Origin of the sequence: Vibrio sp. 10N.222.52.B7 (genome assembly GCF_041474275.1) — a bacterium.
GTDB classification, from domain to species: Bacteria; Pseudomonadota; Gammaproteobacteria; order Enterobacterales; family Vibrionaceae; genus Vibrio; species Vibrio crassostreae_C.
Genome location: NZ_JBFRTU010000053.1, coordinates 15970 through 36993, shown reverse-complemented (window position 1 = coordinate 36993; position 21024 = coordinate 15970). Strand labels below are relative to the sequence as shown.

Sequence of the window (21024 nt, the reverse complement as noted above, 5' to 3'; positions counted from 1 at the left end):
AAATTGGTTTAAGCAGCACTTGCTTATTGAACGTTTGTTAGAAGGCTGCTAATTCGATGATGGCTCGCGAGAAACCGTTAACCCTTGGTTTGAGGCTCTAGGCCATCTTTCAAGAAGTTAAACCAGTTTTCTCCCAAGACTTGCCCAGCTTCAGACTCGCTGAAACCATGACGCATCAATCCGTTATATATGTTTTCCATACCCGCACTACCACAGAACCAAGGCAACGCATCTGGCCAACCTGAGTTGTTCGCAGAGCCTTCGCCGTAGTCCATTGCTTTAGACCAACGACCATTTCTCATCCATTCAAGAACGGCTTGAGGTTGGTTTAAGCATAGGTCACTGCCAATACCGAGGTGCTCTACGCCGACCATGTCAGCCGTAGTCGCAACCATCTGGCAGAAATCTTCCAAGGTACATTGGCTGCCGTTTGGTAGGTGGAATGGGTACAAGCTGAATCCGATTAAGCCGCCGCGTGCGGTTAGAGCTTTAATTACATCGTTTGATTTATTTCGTAGTGCATCATGAGCAAACGTCGGGTTCGCATGGCTGATACAAATAGGACGAGAAGACAAGTCGATAGCTTCAAGTGTTGAGCGCTCTGCACTGTGAGACATATCTATGATCATGCCCACTCGGTTCATCTCTTCGATGGCTTGTTTACCAAAGCGAGTAATACCTGTGTCGTTCTTCTCGTAGCAACCCGTCGCCAATAAGCTCTGGTTGTTGTACGTCAGTTGCATGATCAAAAGACCTTGCTTACGCATCACTTCGATAAGACCGATCTCATCGTCGATTGGAGAACAGTTTTGAGCACCAAGGAAAATGCCGACTTTGCCAGTCGCTTTTGCAGTCTCGACATCAGCCATTGAGTGAATCGGCATGATAAGGTCTGCGTTCTGCTCGAATCTTAAATTCCATTCTGCAAAGCGAGATAAGGTTTCACGAGCCGTCTCGTGGTAAACCGCGGTAGCGTGAACTGCTGTAATGCCGCTCGCCTTTAGTGTTTGGAAATATTCTCTGTTCCAATTGCAGTATTGCAATCCATCTATAACAATCCGTTGCTGGTACATAACCACTCCTATTGAAAGCTCAGTGTTCTAGCTCGGTTTTGAAAACACGCTCAAATAACATGTTTTCAAAAATGGGTTAAATCACTTGTCTAAGTTCGTTTGCTGCTTTGGTTTGAATGTTGGCCTGACTCTGTGAATCAGGCCAATTCGATAGCTGGATAGCTAGGAAGTTAATTCAGCTATCCAATTCTTATTTAGAAAGTGGATTAGTAAGGACGTTGGTAAGCCGTCTTAACCACTGTGTAGAACTCTTTCGCGTATTGACCTTGCTCACGAGGACCGAAGCTAGACTCTTTACGACCACCAAACGGTACGTGGTAATCCGTGCCTGCTGTTGGTAGGTTGACCATCACACAACCGGTCTGCGCTTGTTGCTTGAACATTGCGCTAGTACGTAGGCTCTGAGTAATGATGCCGCCTGTTAGACCGAAGCGAGTGTCGTTGGTTGTCGAAATCGCTTCTTCTAGGTCAGCGACACGAATCACACTTGCCATTGGTGCGAACACTTCTTCTTGGTTCACTTCCCAATCGTTCTTAGTGTTCAAGAACAGCGTTGGAGACATGTAGAAACCTTCGTGCTTCATACTCAAGCGTTCGCCACCAAATGCCAGCTCACCGCCGCTTTGACGTGCTTTCTCAACCCAACCTAGGTTTGCTTCAAGTTGGTTGCCATCAACGACAGGGCCCATGAACACACCCTCTTCCAGTGCGTGACCCACTTTCAGCTCGCTCATACGTTTAATCAGTGCTTCAACGTATTGGTCGTGAATGCTATCCATAACCACAAGGCGAGAAGACGCGGTACATTTTTGGCCTGCGCCAGAGAAAGAACCTGCAATCGTTGCATCAACCGCAGTTTGGATATCAGCATCGTCAGCAATAACAAGTGCGTTCTTACTGCCCATTTCTAGTTGGCATCGAACGAAGTTTGGCGCTGTAGCCGCTGCCACTTTACGACCCGTATCAACAGAACCGGTAAAGCTCACACCGTTCACTTCTTTAGAGTTGATCAGTGCATCACCTACTGTTGAACCGCTACCCAGTACAAGGTTAAACGTACCTGCAGGGATACCTTGGCGGTGGATGATCTCTGTAAGCGCGACCGCACTTGCTGGTGTTAGGTTTGCTGGTTTCCAAATAACGCTGTTACCGAAAGCCAATGCTGGAGCAATTTTCCAAGCTGCTGTTGCTGTCGGGAAGTTCCAAGGAGAGATAATGCCGATAACGCCCACCGCTTCGCGAGTCACTTCAACAGAAACACCCGGGCGTACAGAATCTGCGTTGTCACCAATTTGGCGAAGCACTTCAGCCGCAAAGTATTGGAAGAACTGACCTGCACGGTAAATCTCACCGCGACCTTCAGCAAAAGGCTTACCTTCTTCACGAGATAGCAAAGTGCCCAGCTCATCACAACGGGCAATCAGCTCATCACCAATCGCTTGAAGCACCGCTTGCTTGCGTTCAATCGGCGTTTTTTCCCACTCTGGTTGAGCGTGTTTCGCCGCTGAAATCGCTTGTTGAACTTGTTCAGCACTTGCTTGTGCAAAGTTGCCAATATTTTCAGAAATATCTGATGGGTTAATGTTCGCTACGGTGCTTACACCCGCTTGCCATTCGCCGCCAATGTAAAGTGCGTTTTCTGCTTGAACATTCTGTAAGTGAGTCATCATTCTGTCCTTGTAACGTTAGGTTGCGGTTGAGTCTGGCAACCATCGGATTAATTAATAAATTGTTAATTCATATAGAGAATAAGTATTAATTTTGTATCTAGACGTAAAACTATTCGCTTGTATTAGTAAAGATCTGCGTAGACAAACAGCTTTGATTGGCAAATTGCCTCAGTTCACAGTCCATTTATTCAGGTTGAGACGCCGATGCATAAACCACGAACTCAACCAACATCTCTTCTCTAGCTAGCCCTGCAACAACGACTGCTGCACGATTTGGATAAGGTGCGTTGAAGTATTCTCCGTATACGCTGTTTACCGTTTTCAGGTATTCACGGTCAGTCACGTAAATCAGAACCTGCAGCACAGAATCCATCGATTCACCTGCACACTCTAAGGTATGAACAAGGTTGTTAAAAGTCTGACGCGTTTGCGCTTCAATACCGCCTTCTACTACTGCGCCCGTTTCATCGATTGGAATCTGCGCAGTGTATAGAGTGCCGTTATTAACGATTGCCCACTCTAGTGGTGCTTTTGAAGCGAAAAGAGCGGTTTTTACTGGGTGTTTTTTAGTTTGTGCGTTCACGATTCCATCCAACTTTGTAACAACTATGTTTCAAGATGGTTAAATACTGCACCTTGACGCCTGATAAATCTAACGGTAAATTTTGTGCATTTGATAAATAAAATCTATCACCTTTCAAAAAGTAAGGTATAGCAAGGGCTAGAGAAGGATCGGAGTCATGAGTATTAAGCTACAACAGTTAAAACATTTTGTTTTAGTGGTCGAAGAAGGTGGATTTCGTGCCGCCTCTCACCGAGCAAATCGATCTCAAGCGGCACTGTCTACTTCAATAAAAGAGCTTGAGAAAATACTTGGTCAGCCACTGTTTGAAACAGGCAACAAATCTACGCTTACACCTTTTGGTGAAATATGCCTACCGAAAATCATTCAATTCTTGAATGTTTACAAAGCATTAGACAACGACTTACGTGCAGCGGCGGCTGGGCAACAAGGAAGAGTTCGAATAGCGAGCGTGCCTTCGGTGGCAGCCAAATTGATCCCTAGCGTGTTAGGGGCGTTTTGTGAGCAATACCCGAATGTAGAAGTGAGTTTGATTGATGATAATGCGGCAGGTGTAGAAGCACGATTACTCTCTGGAGAAGTAGATGTCGCCCTAGGCAACACCTCCCATTTAGAAGAAGAGAGTATCGACTTCACCCCACTTCTTTCCGATCCTATCGGTGTGGTCTGCTTAAAGGACAACCCTATCGCCGCTCAACCTGAAGGGATCGAATGGCAAACTCTGTTAAAACAGCCCTTCATTCGTAACGGTACTTGCACCCTACTCGATCCAACACCTGCACGTATGCTCAGCGAACAAGCCCTATATTCCGTAGAAAACATTACTTCTCTGTTTTCTGTATTGGAATTAGGCATTGGGGTAACCACGCTGCCTAAGCTTGCTTTTCCAACCAATGAAACGCGTTTAGTGTGGATTCCTTTGATCGACCCGCCGTTACAGAGACAAATTGGAATATTCCGACTGTCTGACCGTACTATCTCACCCCAAGCGCAAGCTTTTCATGACTTGTGTATTCAATATCTGAGCTATGAAGCTTCATAAACAAGGTTTAGCAAATGGCAGTGCTGCACTGCCATTTGTTGCTTTAAAATACGCTTTATCTGGCCGCATCAACCACTATCAACAAGCTCTTAAGTGGAGTTTGAACTTCATAAAAACGGCTTTAACACTCTCAATTCTTCTTCTCACCTTCCAATATAACCGGCCATAAATACCTCGATGAGTAACAAAAATGCGGATAACCATTGATGTGACACAGTTTTTCCACGCTTCATGAGTAATAGATAAAAAATATATATTCCCGCGTTAATAAACGCACGCTGCTCGCTATAAATAACCAAATAGTGATGAATTAACACATCTAGAGTCCGACTCTAACTCTGATGAAAAGTTAATTTAAGTGCCTGAAAAATATAAATTGATTGCCGTCAAAACACTTGGCTTGACCCTGATTTATTCGAGCAGTTATCAATACTTCAAGTTATCAGTAAATCATCTGAAATATTCATGATTATAGTGACAGAATTATTACTTTCATAAATGGAAAACACCCATTTCAAAAATGGAATTATTGATGTCGATATTTGTCGTTTTGATCACATAATTTTAGGCGTAGTTTATATTTTGTCGAAACGAGAGCGAATTAGTTTATATCGTTCTATTTCGTCAGGAGATATAAAACCAGCAAGATTATCTCTTTGTTAACAAGCAAAGTTTTATTAACAAGTAAATGCGAGTAGCAAGACATATTCAAACTGTGTTTTATATGAGCTTACACTGTTAAATATAAGGTTTTATTATGAGGCTTAATGGGATAAGTGGTGACATTCTTGTTGCTGCTAAAAGAGTTGTTCTCTGCCAAGTAGTATTAGCCGTCGGTGTAGTTTTATATGAAGTGTTTTTTGGTAATAAAGTAGATATGGAATCGTCGGCTTTGGGTATCGTTATTGCGATGCTACCTCCGCTGTTTGGTTTTATATATGCAAGCCTAAAGGTGCACAAGAATCCTAATTATAGTTTACGTGACTTAATGCAAATGAGTCGTGTCGTGAAAATAACTTATACGTTCTTAATGTTTATCTTGGCGTTCCAGTTTTTCAAATTGGATAACCCAGTAATATTGTACGCATATATTCTCACTATGGTTGGGTACTTCTTAACACCATTTATTACTGCCTCTACAAGATCGGAGTACGTGTAGTATGGATCAAGTAACTACCGCTCACGAATACATAGAGCATCACTTAACCTTCTTAACTACAGGTGATGGTTTCTGGGCGTTCAACATCGACTCGATGTTGGTATCTTGGATTACGGGTTTACTGTTTATTGGAGCGTTTCGATACGTAGTGACCAAAGGCACCAGCGGTGTTCCAGGTCGATTTCAATGTTTTATCGAACTGATATTTGATTTTGTAAACAACCTAGTAAAAGAGATTTTTCAAGCGGAGGATAAATTAATAGGGCCACTGGCATTAACCACTTTTGTTTGGGTGTTGTTAATGAACGCGGTCGATTTATTACCAATAGATTTCATACCAGCATTAAGTCGTGCAATGGGTCTAGAACACTTTAGAGATCTACCAACGGCGGACGTAAATATACCAATGTCGATGGCACTCGGTGTATTTATCTTACTGTTGACTTATACATTTAAAAATAAAGGATTGAAAGGCTTTATCAAAGAGCTTACTACGCAGCCATTTGATAACCCTCTTTTATACCCTGTTAACTTAGTTCTTGAATTAATAACATTAATTTCAAAACCTATATCACTAGGCTTACGATTATTTGGAAACATGTATGCAGGTGAGATGATATTTATTCTGATCGCATTAATGCCATGGTGGATGCAATGGGCACTGAGTGTTCCTTGGGCACTATTCCACATATTAATCGTATTCTTGCAAGCATTTATATTTATGGTACTGACCGTTGTTTATTTAGGTATGGCAACAGAAGAACACCACTAATTAATAACTAAAAAATTTAACTAACAAATTATTTATCGGAGATACAAATGGATATCGTAAGCGCAGTTTTATATGTAGCAGGTGCATTACTGATCGGTTTAGGTGCAGCAGGTGCAGCATCTGGTATTGGTAACTTAGCAGGTAAATACCTTGAAGGTGTTGCGCGTCAACCAGACCTTACTCCAATGCTTCGTACTCAATTCTTCATCATGATGGGTCTTGTGGATGCAGTACCGATGATCGGTGTTGGTATCGGTCTATACATCATCTTCGCCGTGGCTTAATCAAACCGCTTTGAAAGATCGATTTGTAAATAATCAAGATTTAGTGAGGAAGGTATGAACTTAAATGCAAGCATGTTTGGACAAGCAATCTCATTCGTGATTTTTGTTTGGCTCTGCATGAAATATGTATGGCCCCCTCTCACCGCGATGTTAGACGAGCGCCAAAAAGAAATCGCTGATGGTTTACGCCACTCAGAGAACGCTGCGAAAGAGCTAGAACTAGCAAAATCAAATGGCGCGCAACTCATCGAAGATGCAAGAAAAGATGTGACTGAACTGGTTGAACAGGGCCGAAAACGCCGCAATGAAATCATCAGCTTAGCGCAACAAGAAGCCGAGCAAGAAAAGGCACGCATCTTAGAACAAGGTAGAGCTGAGCTAGAAGGCGAACGCCAAAAGATACGCCGTGAACTTCAGGCAGATATGGCAGACGCAGTAATTCAAAGTGCACAGAAACTGATTAGCAAAAACCTAGATTCCGCAACGAACCGAGCGCTAGTTGACCAAATGATTAGCGAACTCTAAGGAGAGGCAATATGTCAGATTACACCAATATTGCTCATCCCTACGCCAAAGCATCGTTTGAATTTGCTTTAGGTGAAAACCAGTTACAAGAGTGGCACTCAATGCTGTCCATTCTTGTGGCTGTCGCGGAAGAAGAAACGATCGCTAGTCAGATTTCTTCAGCAGAAGGTGCTTCTACACACCAAACAGAAGAGCTGGCAAACCTCATCATTCATATTTGCCAAGGACTCGTTGATGACCACGTCATTAATCTTATTCGAGTCTTGGCCGAGAACGGCCGCCTTTCTGTTGTAAGAGACCTGTTTGAATTGTACTGCGAGCTAAAGGACGAACATGAACGTGTAGTGCCTGTCACTGTCACCAGTTCAGAAATGCTGACACAAGATCAAGTTACGTCACTAACAGCTGCACTTGAGAAGAAATTAGAGCGTCAGGTTGAAATGAAGCAGGTTATTGATGACACGTTAGTAGGTGGAATGGTCATCAAGGCGGGTGAAACCGTTATCGATGGTTCTTTAAACACATCAATTGACCGATTGGCTCATCAACTTCACGCGAGATAGGTAACAATTATGCAATTAAATTCAAATGAAATCAGCGATCTAATCAAAGAACGCATCTCGAAATTTAATGTGAGCACCGAGGCTCGCAATGAAGGCACTATCGTATCGGTTCGTGATGGCATCATCACAATCAATGGCCTTGCTGATGTTATGCAAGGCGAGATGATTGAGCTACCAGGTGGCAAATACGCACTCGCACTTAACCTCGATACGCACTCAGTAGGTGCGGTGGTTATGGGCCCCTACACTGACCTATCTGAAGGTATGAAAGTGAAAGGTACAGGTCGTATCTTGGAAGTCCCCGTCGGTAACGGTCTTCTTGGCCGTGTTGTGAACACATTAGGCGAGCCAATCGATGGCAAAGGCCCAGTAAGTTGTGACCGACTCGACCCTGTAGAAGTGATTGCACCCGGTGTAATCGAACGTAAGTCTGTTGATCAGCCAATTCAAACTGGCTATAAAGCGGTTGATACCATGGTGCCAATCGGTCGTGGTCAACGTGAACTTATCATCGGTGACCGTCAGACGGGTAAAACAGCGTTAGCTATCGATGCGATCATCAATCAGAAAGATTCTGGCATCAAATGTGTGTATGTAGCGATTGGCCAAAAAGCCTCCACTATCGCTAACGTGGTTCGTAAACTCGAAGACCACGATGCGCTTAAAAACACCATCGTAGTCGTGGCATCAGCATCAGAGTCTGCAGCGCTTCAATACCTAGCCCCTTATGCGGGTTGCACCATGGGTGAATACTTCCGTGACCGCGGTGAAGATGCACTGATCATCTATGATGACCTATCAAAACAAGCCGTTGCTTACCGTCAAATCTCGTTGCTATTGAAACGCCCACCGGGTCGTGAAGCCTTCCCTGGCGACGTATTCTACCTTCACTCACGCCTTCTAGAACGTGCAGCACGAGTGAATGCAGAGTATGTAGAGAAGTTCACTAACGGTGAAGTGAAAGGTCAAACTGGCTCATTAACGGCGCTTCCGATCATTGAAACTCAAGCGGGTGACGTATCAGCGTTTGTACCAACCAACGTAATCTCAATCACCGATGGTCAGGTTTTCCTTCAAACCCAATTGTTTAACTCAGGCTTACGTCCTGCAGTAGACCCAGGTATCTCGGTATCTCGTGTGGGTGGTGCGGCGCAATGCAAGATCATCAAGAAACTGTCTGGTGGTATCCGTACTTCATTAGCTCAATATCGCGAGCTGGCGGCCTTTGCTCAGTTCTCTTCTGACTTAGATGAGATGACGCGCAAACAGCTAGACCATGGTGAGCGTGTTACCGAATTAATGAAGCAAAAACAATACTCTCCAATGTCAGTCGCTGAGCAAGCAACGGTTATCTACGCAGCAGAGAAAGGCTACTTGGTCGGTGTTGAGCTAAACAACATTGCCCGTTTTGAAGAAGAGCTGATTGCTTATGCCAAAGGTCAGAACCCTGCGTTGTTCGAAAAAATCAACGCGACAGGCGATTACAATGACGAAATCGACGGTGCTCTTAAAGAGATCCTAGAAGGTTTTGTTGGGATGAAAGCTTGGTAAGTGCTCCGGTTTGTTAGCTGGAAATCAAAACAAATAGGAGCAGATTATGGCAAGTACTAAAGAAATTCGCACCAAGATAGCCAGTGTTAGTAACACTCAGAAAATCACTAGCGCAATGGAAATGGTTGCAGCAAGTAAGATGCGCAAGGTTCAAGACAACATGACGCTAACTCGCCCCTACGCCGAGAACATGCGAAAAGTTATCTCTCATGTTGCATCGGGTTCCCTGGAGTACCAGCACCCTTACCTGCAACAGCGTGAACCTAAGCGTGTCGCTTACATCATTATCTCGTCCGATCGCGGCTTGTGTGGTGGCTTGAACTCAAACTTGTTCAAGAAAGTGTTAGAAGAAATGGAGCAATGGCGCACCAAGGGAGTCGAGGTAGAAACAACCTTAGTGGGATCTAAGGCTATCTCGTTCTTCCAACGCGGCGGCAACGTTATTGCACAAACGTCAGGTCTTGGCGATACACCTAAGTTAGAAGACATCTTAGGTACGGTGAATGCGATGCTCGGGCATTACGACGAAGGTAAAATCGATAGCTTGTATCTCGTTTACAACCAGTTCGTCAACACCATGGTTCAAGCGCCAACGACCTTGCAGTTGCTCCCCCACCCTTCGGATTCTGAGGAAGGTGGTGAGCCTAAAAAAGCGCGTCGTTGGGACTACATCTATGAGCAAGCACCCAAAGACATACTCTCAGAACTGTTACATCGATACATCGAATCGCAAGTGTATCAAGGCATTGTTGAGAGCATTGCCTGTGAGCAAGCAGCCCGAATGGTCGCTATGAAAGCGGCGACTGATAACGCAGGCCAACTCATTGATGACTTGCAGTTGGTCTACAACAAGGCGCGTCAGGCTGCCATTACCCAAGAGCTGAGTGAAATAGTCTCAGGTGCCCAAGCTGTCTAGGGCTAGAAAAGACTGGGTCAAGAACAGAATTTGAGGATTTAAGAATGAGTGTTGGAAAAATAGTTAAAGTAATCGGCGCGGTGGTTGACGTCGAGTTCAGCGGCGGCAACAGCCCACGCGTTTATGATGCATTGAAAGTGACTAGCGACGAAGCAAGCTCGTTAGTATTGGAAGTACAACAACAACTGGGTAGCAATATCGTTCGTTGTATTGCAATGGGTACGTCAGATGGCTTACGTCGTGGCCTAACGGTTGAAAACACAGGCTCTCCAATCACGGTTCCTGTCGGCGAAGAAACGCTAGGCCGTATCATGAACGTGCTTGGTCAACCTATCGATGAGTGTGGTGAAATCGGTCAGAAAGAAAACTACGAGATTCACCGTGAAGCCCCTTCTTATGAAGAACAAGCAAACAGCACTGAGCTTCTAGAAACAGGCGTTAAGGTTATCGACCTTATCTGTCCATTCGCTAAGGGTGGTAAAATTGGTCTGTTCGGTGGTGCTGGTGTAGGTAAAACCGTCAACATGATGGAGCTTATCAACAACATCGCCAAAGCCCACTCAGGTCTTTCTGTATTTACCGGTGTAGGTGAGCGTACTCGTGAAGGTAACGACTTCTACTACGAGATGAAAGAAGCAGGTGTACTAGACAAAGTAGCCATGGTTTACGGTCAAATGAACGAGCCACCGGGAAACCGTCTACGTGTAGCACTTACAGGCCTAACTATGGCTGAGCGCTTCCGTGATGAAGGTCGTGACGTACTGTTGTTCATTGATAACATTTACCGTTACACGCTTGCGGGAACAGAAGTATCAGCTCTGCTAGGTCGTATGCCTTCAGCAGTAGGTTACCAACCAACACTGGCTGAAGAGATGGGCGTACTTCAAGAGCGTATCACGTCAACAAAACAAGGCTCTATCACCTCTATCCAAGCAGTATACGTACCTGCGGATGACTTGACTGACCCATCGCCAGCAACAACCTTTGCTCACTTAGATGCGACCGTTGTACTGTCTCGTAACATCGCGGCACTGGGTCTATACCCTGCGATTGACCCGTTAGATTCAACGTCACGTCAGTTAGATCCGCTGATCGTAGGCCAAGAGCACTACGACATTGCACAAAAAGTACAAACAACGCTGCAACGCTACAAAGAGCTAAAAGACATCATCGCGATTCTTGGTATGGATGAGCTGTCTACTGAAGACAAACAGACCGTATCTCGCGCTCGTAAGATTGAACGTTTCTTAACGCAGCCTTACCACGTAGCCGAAGTGTTTACCGGTCAGAAAGGTGTCTTTGTACCGCTAAGCGAAACACTAAGAGGCTTTAAAGGTCTATTGAGCGGTGAATATGACGATATCCCAGAGCAAGCGTTCTTGTACTGTGGCTCTATCGACGAAGTGCTTAACAAAGCAAAATCACTCTAAGAGGCAGGTGCACCATGGCTATCGGAATTACAGATAATACATTTCAACTTAATATTGTAAGTGCGGAAGGTACGCTGTTTTCAGGTCCAGCGTATGCCCTAGCCGTTTCTGGCGCTGACGGTGAACTGGGGATCCGCCCCGGTCACTCCCCGCTTCTCAGTAAGATCAAACCGGGCGTAACCGTGTTTGTTACAGACCCTAAATCAGAAGGCCAAGTGCTGTATGTCTCTGGTGGGATGCTGGAAGTTCAGCCGGATGTGGTTACGTTATTAGCCGACACGGCCTTGCATGGTAAAGACATTGACCGCGCTCGCGCAGAAGAAGCGAAATATGCCGCTCTAGAGAACATCAACAAGGGCAACATAGACATTAACTTTGCACAAGCTCAGCTAGAACTAGCGAAAGCCGTTGCTCAGTTACGTGCATCAGAGCTAACTTCTTCTCACACAAGACACTGAGAATAAGCGTTATTGGCCGTTAGCTGTGCTAGCAAACAAATACAAAAAAGGCTCACTAACTAGTGAGCCTTTTGATATCTGCGTAACGTAAAACCTAGGTCTAACGTTGCTTGATGTTCAAACGAATAGTTTTAAAAGATTCGTTTTAGAAAAGCAGTTTAGAGCAGTCGTTTAGAACTGTAGTTTAAAAGAACTCAATCGAATTACGGCCGCTTTTGTCATCACGTGTTGGCTTTGGCGTATCCGCTTTCTTTTTCGGTTTCTTCTCTTTTTTCTCTTTCTTTGGTTCAGCCTTTGCGCTTAGCATTTCTGCTTTGCTTTTCTTAGATTCCTTCTTCTTAGAATCCTTTTTAGACTGACCTTTCTTCGCCTTGTTCTCTTTTTTAGGCGTTTCTTTCTTTTTCGGCTTTTCTGATTCTTCTTGTACTGGCTGATCACACACCACTACATAGTATTCTTGGTTGAATTCAAAGAAGTCGCCATCGTACATTTTACGACGCTTACGGGTTTCTAGCTCACCATTTACCGCTACGTAGCCTTCAGAGATGATGTGTTTAGCTTCACCGCCACCACTCACTAGGTTAGCAATTTTAAACACTTTGTAGAGCTCGATTGGCTGTGATGAAACATCAATACCAATTGCTTCAATTTCAATCTCTTCGCCTTCTTCGCCCAGCTCTTGGCCTTCGTAATCAGCGTCTTCGTAATGTTCTTGGTCCATGGTGACCTCTACCTAAGTATGTACTTCTGAAATATTGGGCGCAGTGTAATCTTAAAACAACGAAATGACCATGTTGAATTCAACCAGAGCCCATTTGTTTTAAACAAACCCTCTGCGTTATAAAACACCACCAACATTCGAAAGACTCACCAACTGCTTAGTATATTCATGCTGCGGATTACCAAACAAAGTCTCAGTGTCGCCCTTCTCTATTACCTCGCCAGCTTTCATGACGATGGTGTAATGACACAAGGATTTCACGACATTCAGATCATGACTGATAAACAAATAGGTCAGGCCATACTTTTCTTGAAGTGACTTCAGCAAATCCAATACTTGAGCTTGAACGGTTCTGTCCAATGACGATGTTGGTTCATCGAGCAGGATAAACTCTGGCTTTAAAATCAAAGCACGAGCAATCGCAATACGCTGCCTTTGACCGCCAGAAAACTCATTTGGGTAACGGTGACGCGTTTCAGGATCGAGGTCAACCTCTTTCATTACGTCACAGATGCGTTGGTCGAGTTCGTGCTCATCCAATTGTTGATGCACTAACAAACCTTCGCCAATCACCTGAGCGACCGACATTCTCGGGTTTAGCGCAGAAAACGGGTCTTGAAAGACTACTTGCATACGGCTTCTAAACGGAAGCATCTGTTTTCGATCTAAACCTTGAAGCTGTTCACTCGAGTAGGTGATTGACCCTTCACTATCTACCAGCTTAAGTATCGCCATACCGGTCGTCGATTTACCAGAACCACTTTCGCCAACCAAACCGATTGAGTGCCCTTTCTTCAAAGTGAACTCCATGTCGGTCACAGCTTTAACATGAGAAATGGTGCGCTTGAATAAACCGCCCGTGATCGGGAACCAAACACGAAGTTGATTTACATCGAGTAGCGGTTTGCTTTCGGGTGACACAGGAACGGGCAAACCTTTCGGATCAGAGTTAATAAGTTTTTGAGTGTAAGGGTGAGCAGGCGCGTTAAACAGGGTATGACAGTCGTTACTTTCGACCAAGCGACCATCTTTCATTACTGCTACTCTGTCGGCAATCTTACGAACGATACTCAAGTCATGAGTAATGAAAAGCATTGCCATACCCAGCTCTTGCTGCAGGTCTTTTAGAAGGTCGAGGATCTGCGCTTGCACCGATACATCCAAAGCCGTTGTCGGCTCATCAGCAATAAGCAGCTCTGGTTCATTGATCAGTGCCATCGCGATCATCACGCGCTGGCGTTCTCCACCAGATAGCTCGTGCGGATAGGCTGAAATCTTTTGCTCAGGATAGCGAATGCCAACCTTTGAAAGCCACTCTATCGCCAAGGCTTGTGCTTTGTTGGTTCGCATACCACAATGAATTGCTAAGGTTTCAACAAGCTGTTTTCCAATTCGATGAAGCGGATTTAGGGAAACCATAGGCTCTTGGAAGATCATTCCAATACGACCACCACGAATCCCACGTAGCTGTCTTTCAGAACAACTCAGAATATCGGTGCCAGAGAAATTGATCTTACCGTTTAAGTAATGAGACGAGCCTTTTGGTAACAGCTTTAAAATCGAGTTAGCCGTGACCGATTTTCCGGAACCACTCTCACCCACCAGCGCTAATGTCTCACCTTTGTATATTTCTAAAGAGACATCTTGTGTCACTTGCTCTATCGAGTTTTTTCGCCCGAAACCGACAGACAGTTTATCTATGGTCAAAACCGGAGAAGCAGGCGTTGTATTTGAAGTCATAACCTATCCTTACTTCTGTTGATGCGGGTCGAAAGCATCACGCACCGCTTCACCAACGAAGACCAGTAACGTAAGCATCAGTGAAAGTACAACGAATGCGGAAATACCAAGCCAAGGCGCTTGTAAGTTGGCTTTACCTTGCGCCAGAAGCTCGCCTAACGAGGGCGACCCCGCAGGAAGACCAAAGCCCAAGAAATCTAACGACGTCAGCGTGGTCACCGAACCAGACAAGATAAACGGCATCATGGTTAGCGACGCAACCATAGCGTTTGGCAACATGTGACGAAGCATAATGCGCTTATCATCGACGCCCATCGCTTGTGCCGCGCGTACATAGTCGAAGTTACGACAACGTAAGAACTCGGCGCGAACAATGCCCACCAAACTCATCCAGCTGAACAGCACCATAATCCCCAGCAACCACCAGAAATTCGGCTCGATAAAACTCGACAAAATAATCAGCAAGAACAGGGTCGGCATACCAGACCAGACTTCAATGAAGCGTTGTCCGAATAGATCAACCCAGCCACCGTAGTAGCCTTGTGTTGCGCCAACCACGACACCAATCACGCTCGATACAATGGTCAGAATAAAACCAAATAGAACGGAAATACGGAAGCCATAAATGATACGAGCTAATACATCTCGCCCCTTATCATCAGTCCCTAACCAGTTCACCGAATCGGGCTCCGATGGCACCGCACCTGAAATATCGAAGTTTATTGTGTCGTAGCTAAACGGAATGATTGGCCACACGATGTAACCGTTGTCTTCAATGAGCTCGATAACATACGGGTCTTTGTAGTCGGCCTCGGTTTCAAACTCACCACCAAACTCCGTCTCGGCATATTCATTGATAACAGGCACAAACCACTGATTATCATAAGAAACCAAGAGTGGTTTATCATTGGCAATGATCTCAGCGAACAGGCTCAAGCCAAACAAGATGGTAAATATCCAAAGGGAGATAAAACCACGCTTGTTTGCTTTAAAACGTAACCAACGAGCTTCAGCTAAAGGGTTGTTAAACATTTATTATCAATACCTTGTTATTCGTTCGCCATTAACGCGCTTCAAAATCAATTCGAGGATCAACCCAGGTATACGTCAGGTCGGAGATAATGCTCAGCACCAAGCCAAGCAAGGTCATGATATAGAGAGAGCTGAACACCACGGGATAGTCACGTTGAATGGTTGATTCAAAGCCAAGCAGACCAATTCCTTCGAGTGAAAACATCACTTCAATCAACATAGAACCCGTGAAGAAAATACTAATAAATGCGCTTGGGAAACCCGCAATAATGATCAGCATGGCGTTACGGAAAACGTGCTTATAAAGAATACTGCTCTCGTCCAAGCCTTTCGCTCTCGCAGTCACTACATATTGCTTATTGATTTCATCAAGGAAGGAGTTTTTGGTCAGCATGCTGAGCGTGGCGAATCCACCGATAACCATGGCGAAAATGGGCAACGCCAAGTGCCAGAAGTAGTCGCCAATTTGCTGATACCAGTTGAGCTGGTCGAAGTTACTCGACACAAGCCCTCGCAATGGGAACCAACTGAAGTAGTTACCGCTTGCAAACAAGATAATCAGAATAATCGCAAACAAGAAGCCCGGCACCGCGTAGCCGACAATCACCACCGCGCTCGACCAAATATCAAAGCGAGAGCCGTGATGTATCGCCTTCATAATGCCTAAGGGTATCGAAATCACATAGATGATTAACGTACTCCACAACCCTAAGGAAATGGAGACAGGTAAACGCTCGATGATTAAATCAATCACGTTACCACCCTTAAACAGGCTTTCACCAAAGTTAAAGGTCGCGTAGTTTTTCAACATATCGAAGTAGCGAACGTGAATCGGTTTATCAAACCCAAACTGCTTTTTGATCTCTTCAACCACTTCAGGATCAAGCCCGCGTGAGCCTTTATAGCCACTGGCAGACGCTTGATCACTTTCACTTAAATCAACTTCTTGTCCACCACCAGAAAAACGCTCCATAATGCCAGAGTTATGCCCTTCTAATTGAGCAACAGCTTGCTCTACCGGGCCTCCAGGCGCTATCTGGATGATGAAAAAGTTGATGGTGATGATCGCCCACAGCGTGGGGATCACCAACAATAAACGTCGAAATATATACGCGGCCATGCTAACTAACTCCTAGCGACGTTTTTCAGGAAGCAAAGCCGCCTTCTCTTCTGAAATCCACCATGTATCGATACCTAAATCGTATTTAGGCAATACATCTGGACGCTCAAACTTGTCCCACATTGCTACGCGATACTCGCCAACGTGCCATTGCGGGATGTTGTAGAAATTCCACTGCAATACTCGGTCTAGTGAACGACCTAGTGTAAGAAGCTTTTCAGGGTGCTGTTGGTTACGCGCAATTTCTTCTGTTAATGCGTCAACCACTGGATCCATCACACCTGCAGTATTGTAAGTAGAATCAATGTAGTTAGAGTTCCAAACAATCATTAAGTTCGGGCTAGGATAAGGGTTTGCGGAAAATGAAGACGACACCATGTCGAAATCACGATCACGCAAGCGCTTGATGTACTGAGTGGTATCGATGGTACGGATCTTCATCTCGATACCCATGCGTTTCAGGTTTTTTTGAACCGGTGTTGCGATACGCTCGGTGGTTGGGCTGTAAATCAGCAACTCAAATGACATCGGCTTGCCGGTCTTTTCGTTGGTCATCACTTTGTCTTTCAGCACCCAACCCGCTTCTTTCAGCAATTTGAAAGCTGTGCGCATTTGGCTACGAATACGGCCACTGCCATCGGTGACTGATGGCTGGAATTCTTCAGTAAAAACTCTCGGTGGAATTTGGTCTTTGTATTGAGACAACAACTCAACTTCAGCTTCGCTTGGTAAGCCTTTCGCTTCATAGTCAGTGTTTTGGAAGTAACTACGAGTCCGTTTGTACTGACCATAAAACATGTTCTTGTTCATCCACTCAAAGTCCATCGCGTACGTTAACGCTTCACGAACTTTAGGATCAGAGAACACTGGAGATTGAATATTGAAGACAAAACCTTGAGTCGTTTCAGGCTTCTCATGGTTGATCTCTTCTTTAATGATGTAGCCTTTATCGAAGTTTGCGCCCGTGTAAGAGTTGGCCCAGAACTTAGCCGAGTTCTCGGTTCGAAGATCGAACTCCCCTGCTTTGAAGGCTTCGAGCATTACGGTGTCATCGCGATAGTAATCGTACTGCACTTGCTTGAAGTTATTGCGACCAACATTGACTGGTAGGTCTGCTGCCCAGTAGTTTTCATCTAGGCCGTAGGTAACACTTTGCCCAGATTTATAGCTGATGATCTTATAGGGACCACTACCTACTGGTGGTTCGCTTAGAGGCTCAGACAGTTTTCTGTCTTTCCAGAAATGTTTCGGCAATACACGAGTGCTTTGCGCGAAGCTAAACAGTTTTTCGCGGTTTGGACTGTTCATTTCAATACGAACAACCAAATCAGAGACCGCTTTTACTGACTTAATCTCTTTGTAATACACACGATACTGAGGCACGCCCTCGGTTGAGAACTTGTCAAAAGTAAAGGCAACATCATGCGCAGTGATAGGCTCGCCATCTTGGAATTTAGCATTTGGGTTGATGTCGATTTCCATCCAAGTGAAATCACTGGAGTAGCGAACCTTTGAAGCGATCAATGGATAGTACGCATCAATCTCGTCACTCGGAGAAAACATCAAGGTATCGTAAATCTCTCCGGTATAACTTGCAGCAACGCCGCGGGAACCGAATCGATTAAAGCTATCGTACGTACCTATGCTGCCATAGGTCACTTTGCCCTGCTTTGGCGCATCAGGATTAACGTAATCGAAGTGAGTGAAATCGGCTGGATATTTTGCTTCACCAAAACCAACCAGTTGTGTGGTTTCAATAACGGTGACAGCAGGAGTTGATTGAGTTTCAGAAGCGTAAGTAACGGAGGGTTGTAAAGCAATAAGCGGCAACATGATTGCACATGACTTCAATTTAAACCTGAAAAACTGAGTGCGTTGCGAGGCTTTGCGTCGAAAAACTGTTCCCATTTGACTCTCCCTTCAAATGTCATGAATTCTATATTCAAGTTGATTTATCGGCTTTGAATGCATGCCGTTAAATCAAGTATAGGTTCAAATCTAACATCATGTAATAACTAATAAAACCATCAGCACTCTATCTCTGACGGTTTATTTACAATTAACTCGTCACAGCTCGAAGTTATTGGATGCAGTGAGCTTTGATTGAGTTGATTAGCTTGGTGGCGTTGGAAAGCTCGGGGGAAGGCAGAAGCACTAAGATTGCTTAGCGTGAATGACACAAACCTCCACGGCTTAGATTCCTTTGGTTGGCTTCTAAAGTGAAATTTAGGCTCTAAATAATCAACAAACTATACTTTTACTGGAGTATCCTTGCAGCCTAGGTCTAAATGGAATGACACTTTGAACAAACCAAACCAAATAACATTCGCAACGTTCAATCTTCTGAACTATCTCGAGCCACCGAATGCTTATTATGATTTTGAGAACATCTACAGCTTTGAAGAATGGCAGAAGAAGCAACATTGGATGGCTGAAGCGATTCGTTCGTTAGATTGCGATGTGATTGGCTTCCAAGAGATATTTAGCCCGCAGTCTTTAGAGCAATTGATGAACGAGTTAGGGTATCCATACTTTGCAGTGGTCGATAGCGCACACGTTGAAGATGATTACCTATACACCTCACCTGTCGTTGGGATCGCTTCCCGTTACCCGATTGAAAACGTACAGCCTGTTGCGCCAGATTCGAAGTTACTGACAGCATTCAACCTTGACGACAAATTCTCATTCAACAGAACGCCTGTTCACGCGACGATTACGTTACCCCATTTAGGTTCAACCGACTGTTATGTGGTGCACTTCAAATCACAACGTCCGACAGAACCAAAGGTAGAATCTGGTGATGCGAACAACACTCAGCAAGGTGCAAAACCACAAAGTGACACGCTCACTCGTTTTCACCAAGAACAGCTTGGTTCTTGGCTATCGAGTGTCCAACGCGGTCTAGAAGCTCAGATGCTGCACCAATACATCACCCATCAACGCTACCAGACCGACCAGCCAGTTGTGTTAATGGGTGACTTTAATAAGCCACTGTTTAATGATGAGTTTAAAGGGCTGTTGAGTTACTCAATCAACCGAGACGAAAACAGCAAGCATTGGCTATCCCACTTTCAATTGAAAGACAGCTGGGATCTTTATCATCAACTGCATGAAGAAGACTTGCTTGAACAGCGTAAGCCAACCCATTACTACGGCGCTTCTGGGTCTGTACTGGACTACATTTTGATGTCGAACGAGTTTGATTGTCAGAACTCTTCAAGCTTAATGGAGATCTCTAGCTACACAGTGTTAGACCATCACCTGATTAATCCAAGCTTCGAGCATGACCAATTCAGTACCGACCATGCCATCGTGTCTGTCACCGCTCATATTCGTGAAGCCTAGAGTTAAACATAAAAAAGCCGCAGTCAAAAACTGCGGCCTTCCACTTTAGTTAAACGGGTTGAGCCAACCGACGCCCCATTTAGAAACCGATTTACCGTTCAACAAAGTGTGAAACTTAGAATGTGTACATTGCGCCTAAGTAGAAAGAATCCAGAACAACAGTATCTTCTGTCTTGTGTCCGTTTTCGTAATCTTCGATATCAAAAGCATCGGCTTCGTATGCTAAGCGAAAGCTCAACGAAGACATTGTAGGTGGCGTATATCCAACACCAACACCAACACCCATACGGATGCCATCTCCCGAATCATCAAAACCATCTCCTGAAGGGCGAGAGCCACCAGCAAGCTTCATGTCTAGATCAATAGTCGACAGACCGATAGTGCCAAATGGACGAATGCCATTATCAAACGTGTAACCGAGGTTCGCCGTTACCGAAAAGATTTGAGGTGTCCAAGTGAAAACCTTATTACCAGATTTCGTTTTCAGGGCGATATCACCAAAATCTGTGTATTGAGCTTCAACCGAAACAATGCGGTTAAATTTGTAACCAGCAATTAATCGGTAAGTATTGTCTTCGGCTTTAAAAGTAATAGGCTCACTGATCGTGTCAGTTAACCCGCCCACTTCGACCATTAGCACACTTAAATAGTTACCCGCTCGAACAGCAGACCAGTTTTGCTCAATCTCCACAATTCAGAATAAGACGAACAGAAAACACGATGAACCACACAATAGACCTCAACGGCTTAATCATTGATATCGACGCTCGAACGATTACCAATCAGCAAGGAAACAAAATCACTTTGCGCCCTCACCTATTAGCAGTGCTCTGCTTATTATTGGAAAATGTGGGAAGACCGATTTCAAGAGAGCATATTGTTGATGTGTGTTGGGACGGGCAACTCTCGTCACCGCATGTTCTTGCTAACGTCGTCTATAACCTACGCAATGTCTTCGCGCGATTAAGAGCACAAAACGTCCATATCATTACCATCAGTAAGTTTGGATATGCGCTATCGATTGAACCCACATAAAGGAT

General features: G+C 44.7%; 21 protein-coding genes. 12 read left to right on the top strand and 9 right to left on the bottom strand.

What is annotated here, in order from left to right:
* Nucleotides 1-77: 77 nt before the first annotated feature.
* The 3 genes from AB4512_RS14775 to AB4512_RS14765 all read right to left on the bottom strand — a co-directional run bounded on the left by AB4512_RS14775 (nucleotide 78) and on the right by AB4512_RS14765 (nucleotide 3326).
* Nucleotides 78-1073: a membrane dipeptidase gene (locus AB4512_RS14775; protein WP_017060833.1), complete on the bottom strand. Its 996-nt coding sequence runs from the start codon at nucleotides 1071-1073 to the stop codon at nucleotides 78-80.
* A 206-nt stretch (nucleotides 1074-1279) separates the two neighbouring features.
* Nucleotides 1280-2740 (bottom strand): aldehyde dehydrogenase family protein, encoded by a 1461-nt coding sequence (locus AB4512_RS14770; protein WP_372175107.1) that lies wholly within the window; start codon nucleotides 2738-2740, stop codon nucleotides 1280-1282.
* A 187-nt stretch (nucleotides 2741-2927) separates the two neighbouring features.
* On the bottom strand, nucleotides 2928-3326 hold the full coding sequence (locus AB4512_RS14765) for a RidA family protein (RefSeq protein ID WP_004741170.1): 399 nt from the start codon (nucleotides 3324-3326) through the stop codon (nucleotides 2928-2930).
* 157 nt (nucleotides 3327-3483) lie between these two features.
* Here AB4512_RS14765 and AB4512_RS14760 point away from each other — a divergent pair, with 157 nt between their 5' ends.
* The 10 genes from AB4512_RS14760 to AB4512_RS14715 all read left to right on the top strand — a co-directional run bounded on the left by AB4512_RS14760 (nucleotide 3484) and on the right by AB4512_RS14715 (nucleotide 12026).
* Nucleotides 3484-4368 (top strand): LysR family transcriptional regulator, encoded by an 885-nt coding sequence (locus tag AB4512_RS14760; protein ID WP_105058091.1) that lies wholly within the window; start codon nucleotides 3484-3486, stop codon nucleotides 4366-4368.
* Nucleotides 4369-5125: 757 nt separating this feature from the next.
* Nucleotides 5126-5527 (top strand): ATP synthase subunit I, encoded by a 402-nt coding sequence (locus AB4512_RS14755; protein WP_372073222.1) that lies wholly within the window; start codon nucleotides 5126-5128, stop codon nucleotides 5525-5527.
* A 1-nt stretch (nucleotide 5528) separates the two neighbouring features.
* Nucleotides 5529-6299: a F0F1 ATP synthase subunit A gene (gene atpB, locus AB4512_RS14750; RefSeq protein WP_017060838.1), complete on the top strand. Its 771-nt coding sequence runs from the start codon at nucleotides 5529-5531 to the stop codon at nucleotides 6297-6299.
* A 47-nt stretch (nucleotides 6300-6346) separates the two neighbouring features.
* Nucleotides 6347-6583, top strand: a complete 237-nt coding sequence (gene atpE / locus AB4512_RS14745; RefSeq protein WP_004730405.1) for a F0F1 ATP synthase subunit C — start codon at nucleotides 6347-6349, stop codon at nucleotides 6581-6583.
* Nucleotides 6584-6637: 54 nt separating this feature from the next.
* Nucleotides 6638-7108 carry a F0F1 ATP synthase subunit B gene (locus AB4512_RS14740; RefSeq protein ID WP_017060839.1) on the top strand — a complete coding sequence of 157 codons (471 nt, stop codon included), beginning with the start codon at nucleotides 6638-6640 and terminating at the stop codon, nucleotides 7106-7108.
* 11 nt (nucleotides 7109-7119) lie between these two features.
* Entirely contained in the window at nucleotides 7120-7671 is a 552-nt protein-coding gene (locus tag AB4512_RS14735; RefSeq protein ID WP_017060840.1) for a F0F1 ATP synthase subunit delta, read from the top strand.
* A gap of 9 nt (nucleotides 7672-7680) precedes the next feature.
* Complete coding sequence (atpA, locus tag AB4512_RS14730; RefSeq protein ID WP_017060841.1) at nucleotides 7681-9222, top strand: F0F1 ATP synthase subunit alpha; 1542 nt, start codon at nucleotides 7681-7683, stop codon at nucleotides 9220-9222.
* Between the two features lie 46 nt (nucleotides 9223-9268).
* Nucleotides 9269-10138: a F0F1 ATP synthase subunit gamma gene (gene atpG, locus AB4512_RS14725; protein ID WP_017064727.1), complete on the top strand. Its 870-nt coding sequence runs from the start codon at nucleotides 9269-9271 to the stop codon at nucleotides 10136-10138.
* 44 nt (nucleotides 10139-10182) lie between these two features.
* Complete coding sequence (gene atpD, locus AB4512_RS14720) at nucleotides 10183-11568, top strand: F0F1 ATP synthase subunit beta (RefSeq protein WP_017060843.1); 1386 nt, start codon at nucleotides 10183-10185, stop codon at nucleotides 11566-11568.
* 14 nt (nucleotides 11569-11582) lie between these two features.
* Complete coding sequence (locus AB4512_RS14715) at nucleotides 11583-12026, top strand: F0F1 ATP synthase subunit epsilon (RefSeq protein WP_017060844.1); 444 nt, start codon at nucleotides 11583-11585, stop codon at nucleotides 12024-12026.
* A 184-nt stretch (nucleotides 12027-12210) separates the two neighbouring features.
* Here the strand turns inward: AB4512_RS14715 and AB4512_RS14710 are convergent, their stop codons facing one another.
* The 5 genes from AB4512_RS14710 to AB4512_RS14690 form a co-directional block, all read right to left on the bottom strand.
* Nucleotides 12211-12747 carry an RNA-binding S4 domain-containing protein gene (locus AB4512_RS14710; protein ID WP_017064730.1) on the bottom strand — a complete coding sequence of 179 codons (537 nt, stop codon included), beginning with the start codon at nucleotides 12745-12747 and terminating at the stop codon, nucleotides 12211-12213.
* A 117-nt stretch (nucleotides 12748-12864) separates the two neighbouring features.
* Entirely contained in the window at nucleotides 12865-14487 is a 1623-nt protein-coding gene (gene yejF, locus AB4512_RS14705; RefSeq protein WP_372175106.1) for a microcin C ABC transporter ATP-binding protein YejF, read from the bottom strand.
* A 9-nt stretch (nucleotides 14488-14496) separates the two neighbouring features.
* A complete protein-coding gene (locus AB4512_RS14700; protein WP_017060847.1) occupies nucleotides 14497-15519 on the bottom strand; it encodes an ABC transporter permease in 1023 nt (340 codons plus the stop codon).
* Nucleotides 15520-15550: 31 nt separating this feature from the next.
* Nucleotides 15551-16639: a microcin C ABC transporter permease YejB gene (locus AB4512_RS14695; RefSeq protein WP_004730359.1), complete on the bottom strand. Its 1089-nt coding sequence runs from the start codon at nucleotides 16637-16639 to the stop codon at nucleotides 15551-15553.
* Between the two features lie 12 nt (nucleotides 16640-16651).
* Nucleotides 16652-18547, bottom strand: coding sequence for an extracellular solute-binding protein (locus AB4512_RS14690; RefSeq protein ID WP_108208165.1), 1896 nt, complete (start codon nucleotides 18545-18547; stop codon nucleotides 16652-16654).
* Nucleotides 18548-18940: 393 nt separating this feature from the next.
* Between AB4512_RS14690 and AB4512_RS14685 the strand changes: the two genes are divergently transcribed.
* Complete coding sequence (locus AB4512_RS14685) at nucleotides 18941-19984, top strand: endonuclease/exonuclease/phosphatase family protein (protein ID WP_108149531.1); 1044 nt, start codon at nucleotides 18941-18943, stop codon at nucleotides 19982-19984.
* A gap of 115 nt (nucleotides 19985-20099) precedes the next feature.
* Here AB4512_RS14685 and AB4512_RS14680 read toward each other — a convergent pair whose 3' ends face one another.
* Nucleotides 20100-20618 carry an outer membrane beta-barrel protein gene (locus AB4512_RS14680; protein WP_372175110.1) on the bottom strand — a complete coding sequence of 173 codons (519 nt, stop codon included), beginning with the start codon at nucleotides 20616-20618 and terminating at the stop codon, nucleotides 20100-20102.
* Between the two features lie 86 nt (nucleotides 20619-20704).
* Between AB4512_RS14680 and AB4512_RS14675 the strand changes: the two genes are divergently transcribed.
* Nucleotides 20705-21019, top strand: a complete 315-nt coding sequence (locus AB4512_RS14675) for a winged helix-turn-helix domain-containing protein (protein ID WP_172379169.1) — start codon at nucleotides 20705-20707, stop codon at nucleotides 21017-21019.
* Nucleotides 21020-21024 lie beyond the last annotated feature (5 nt).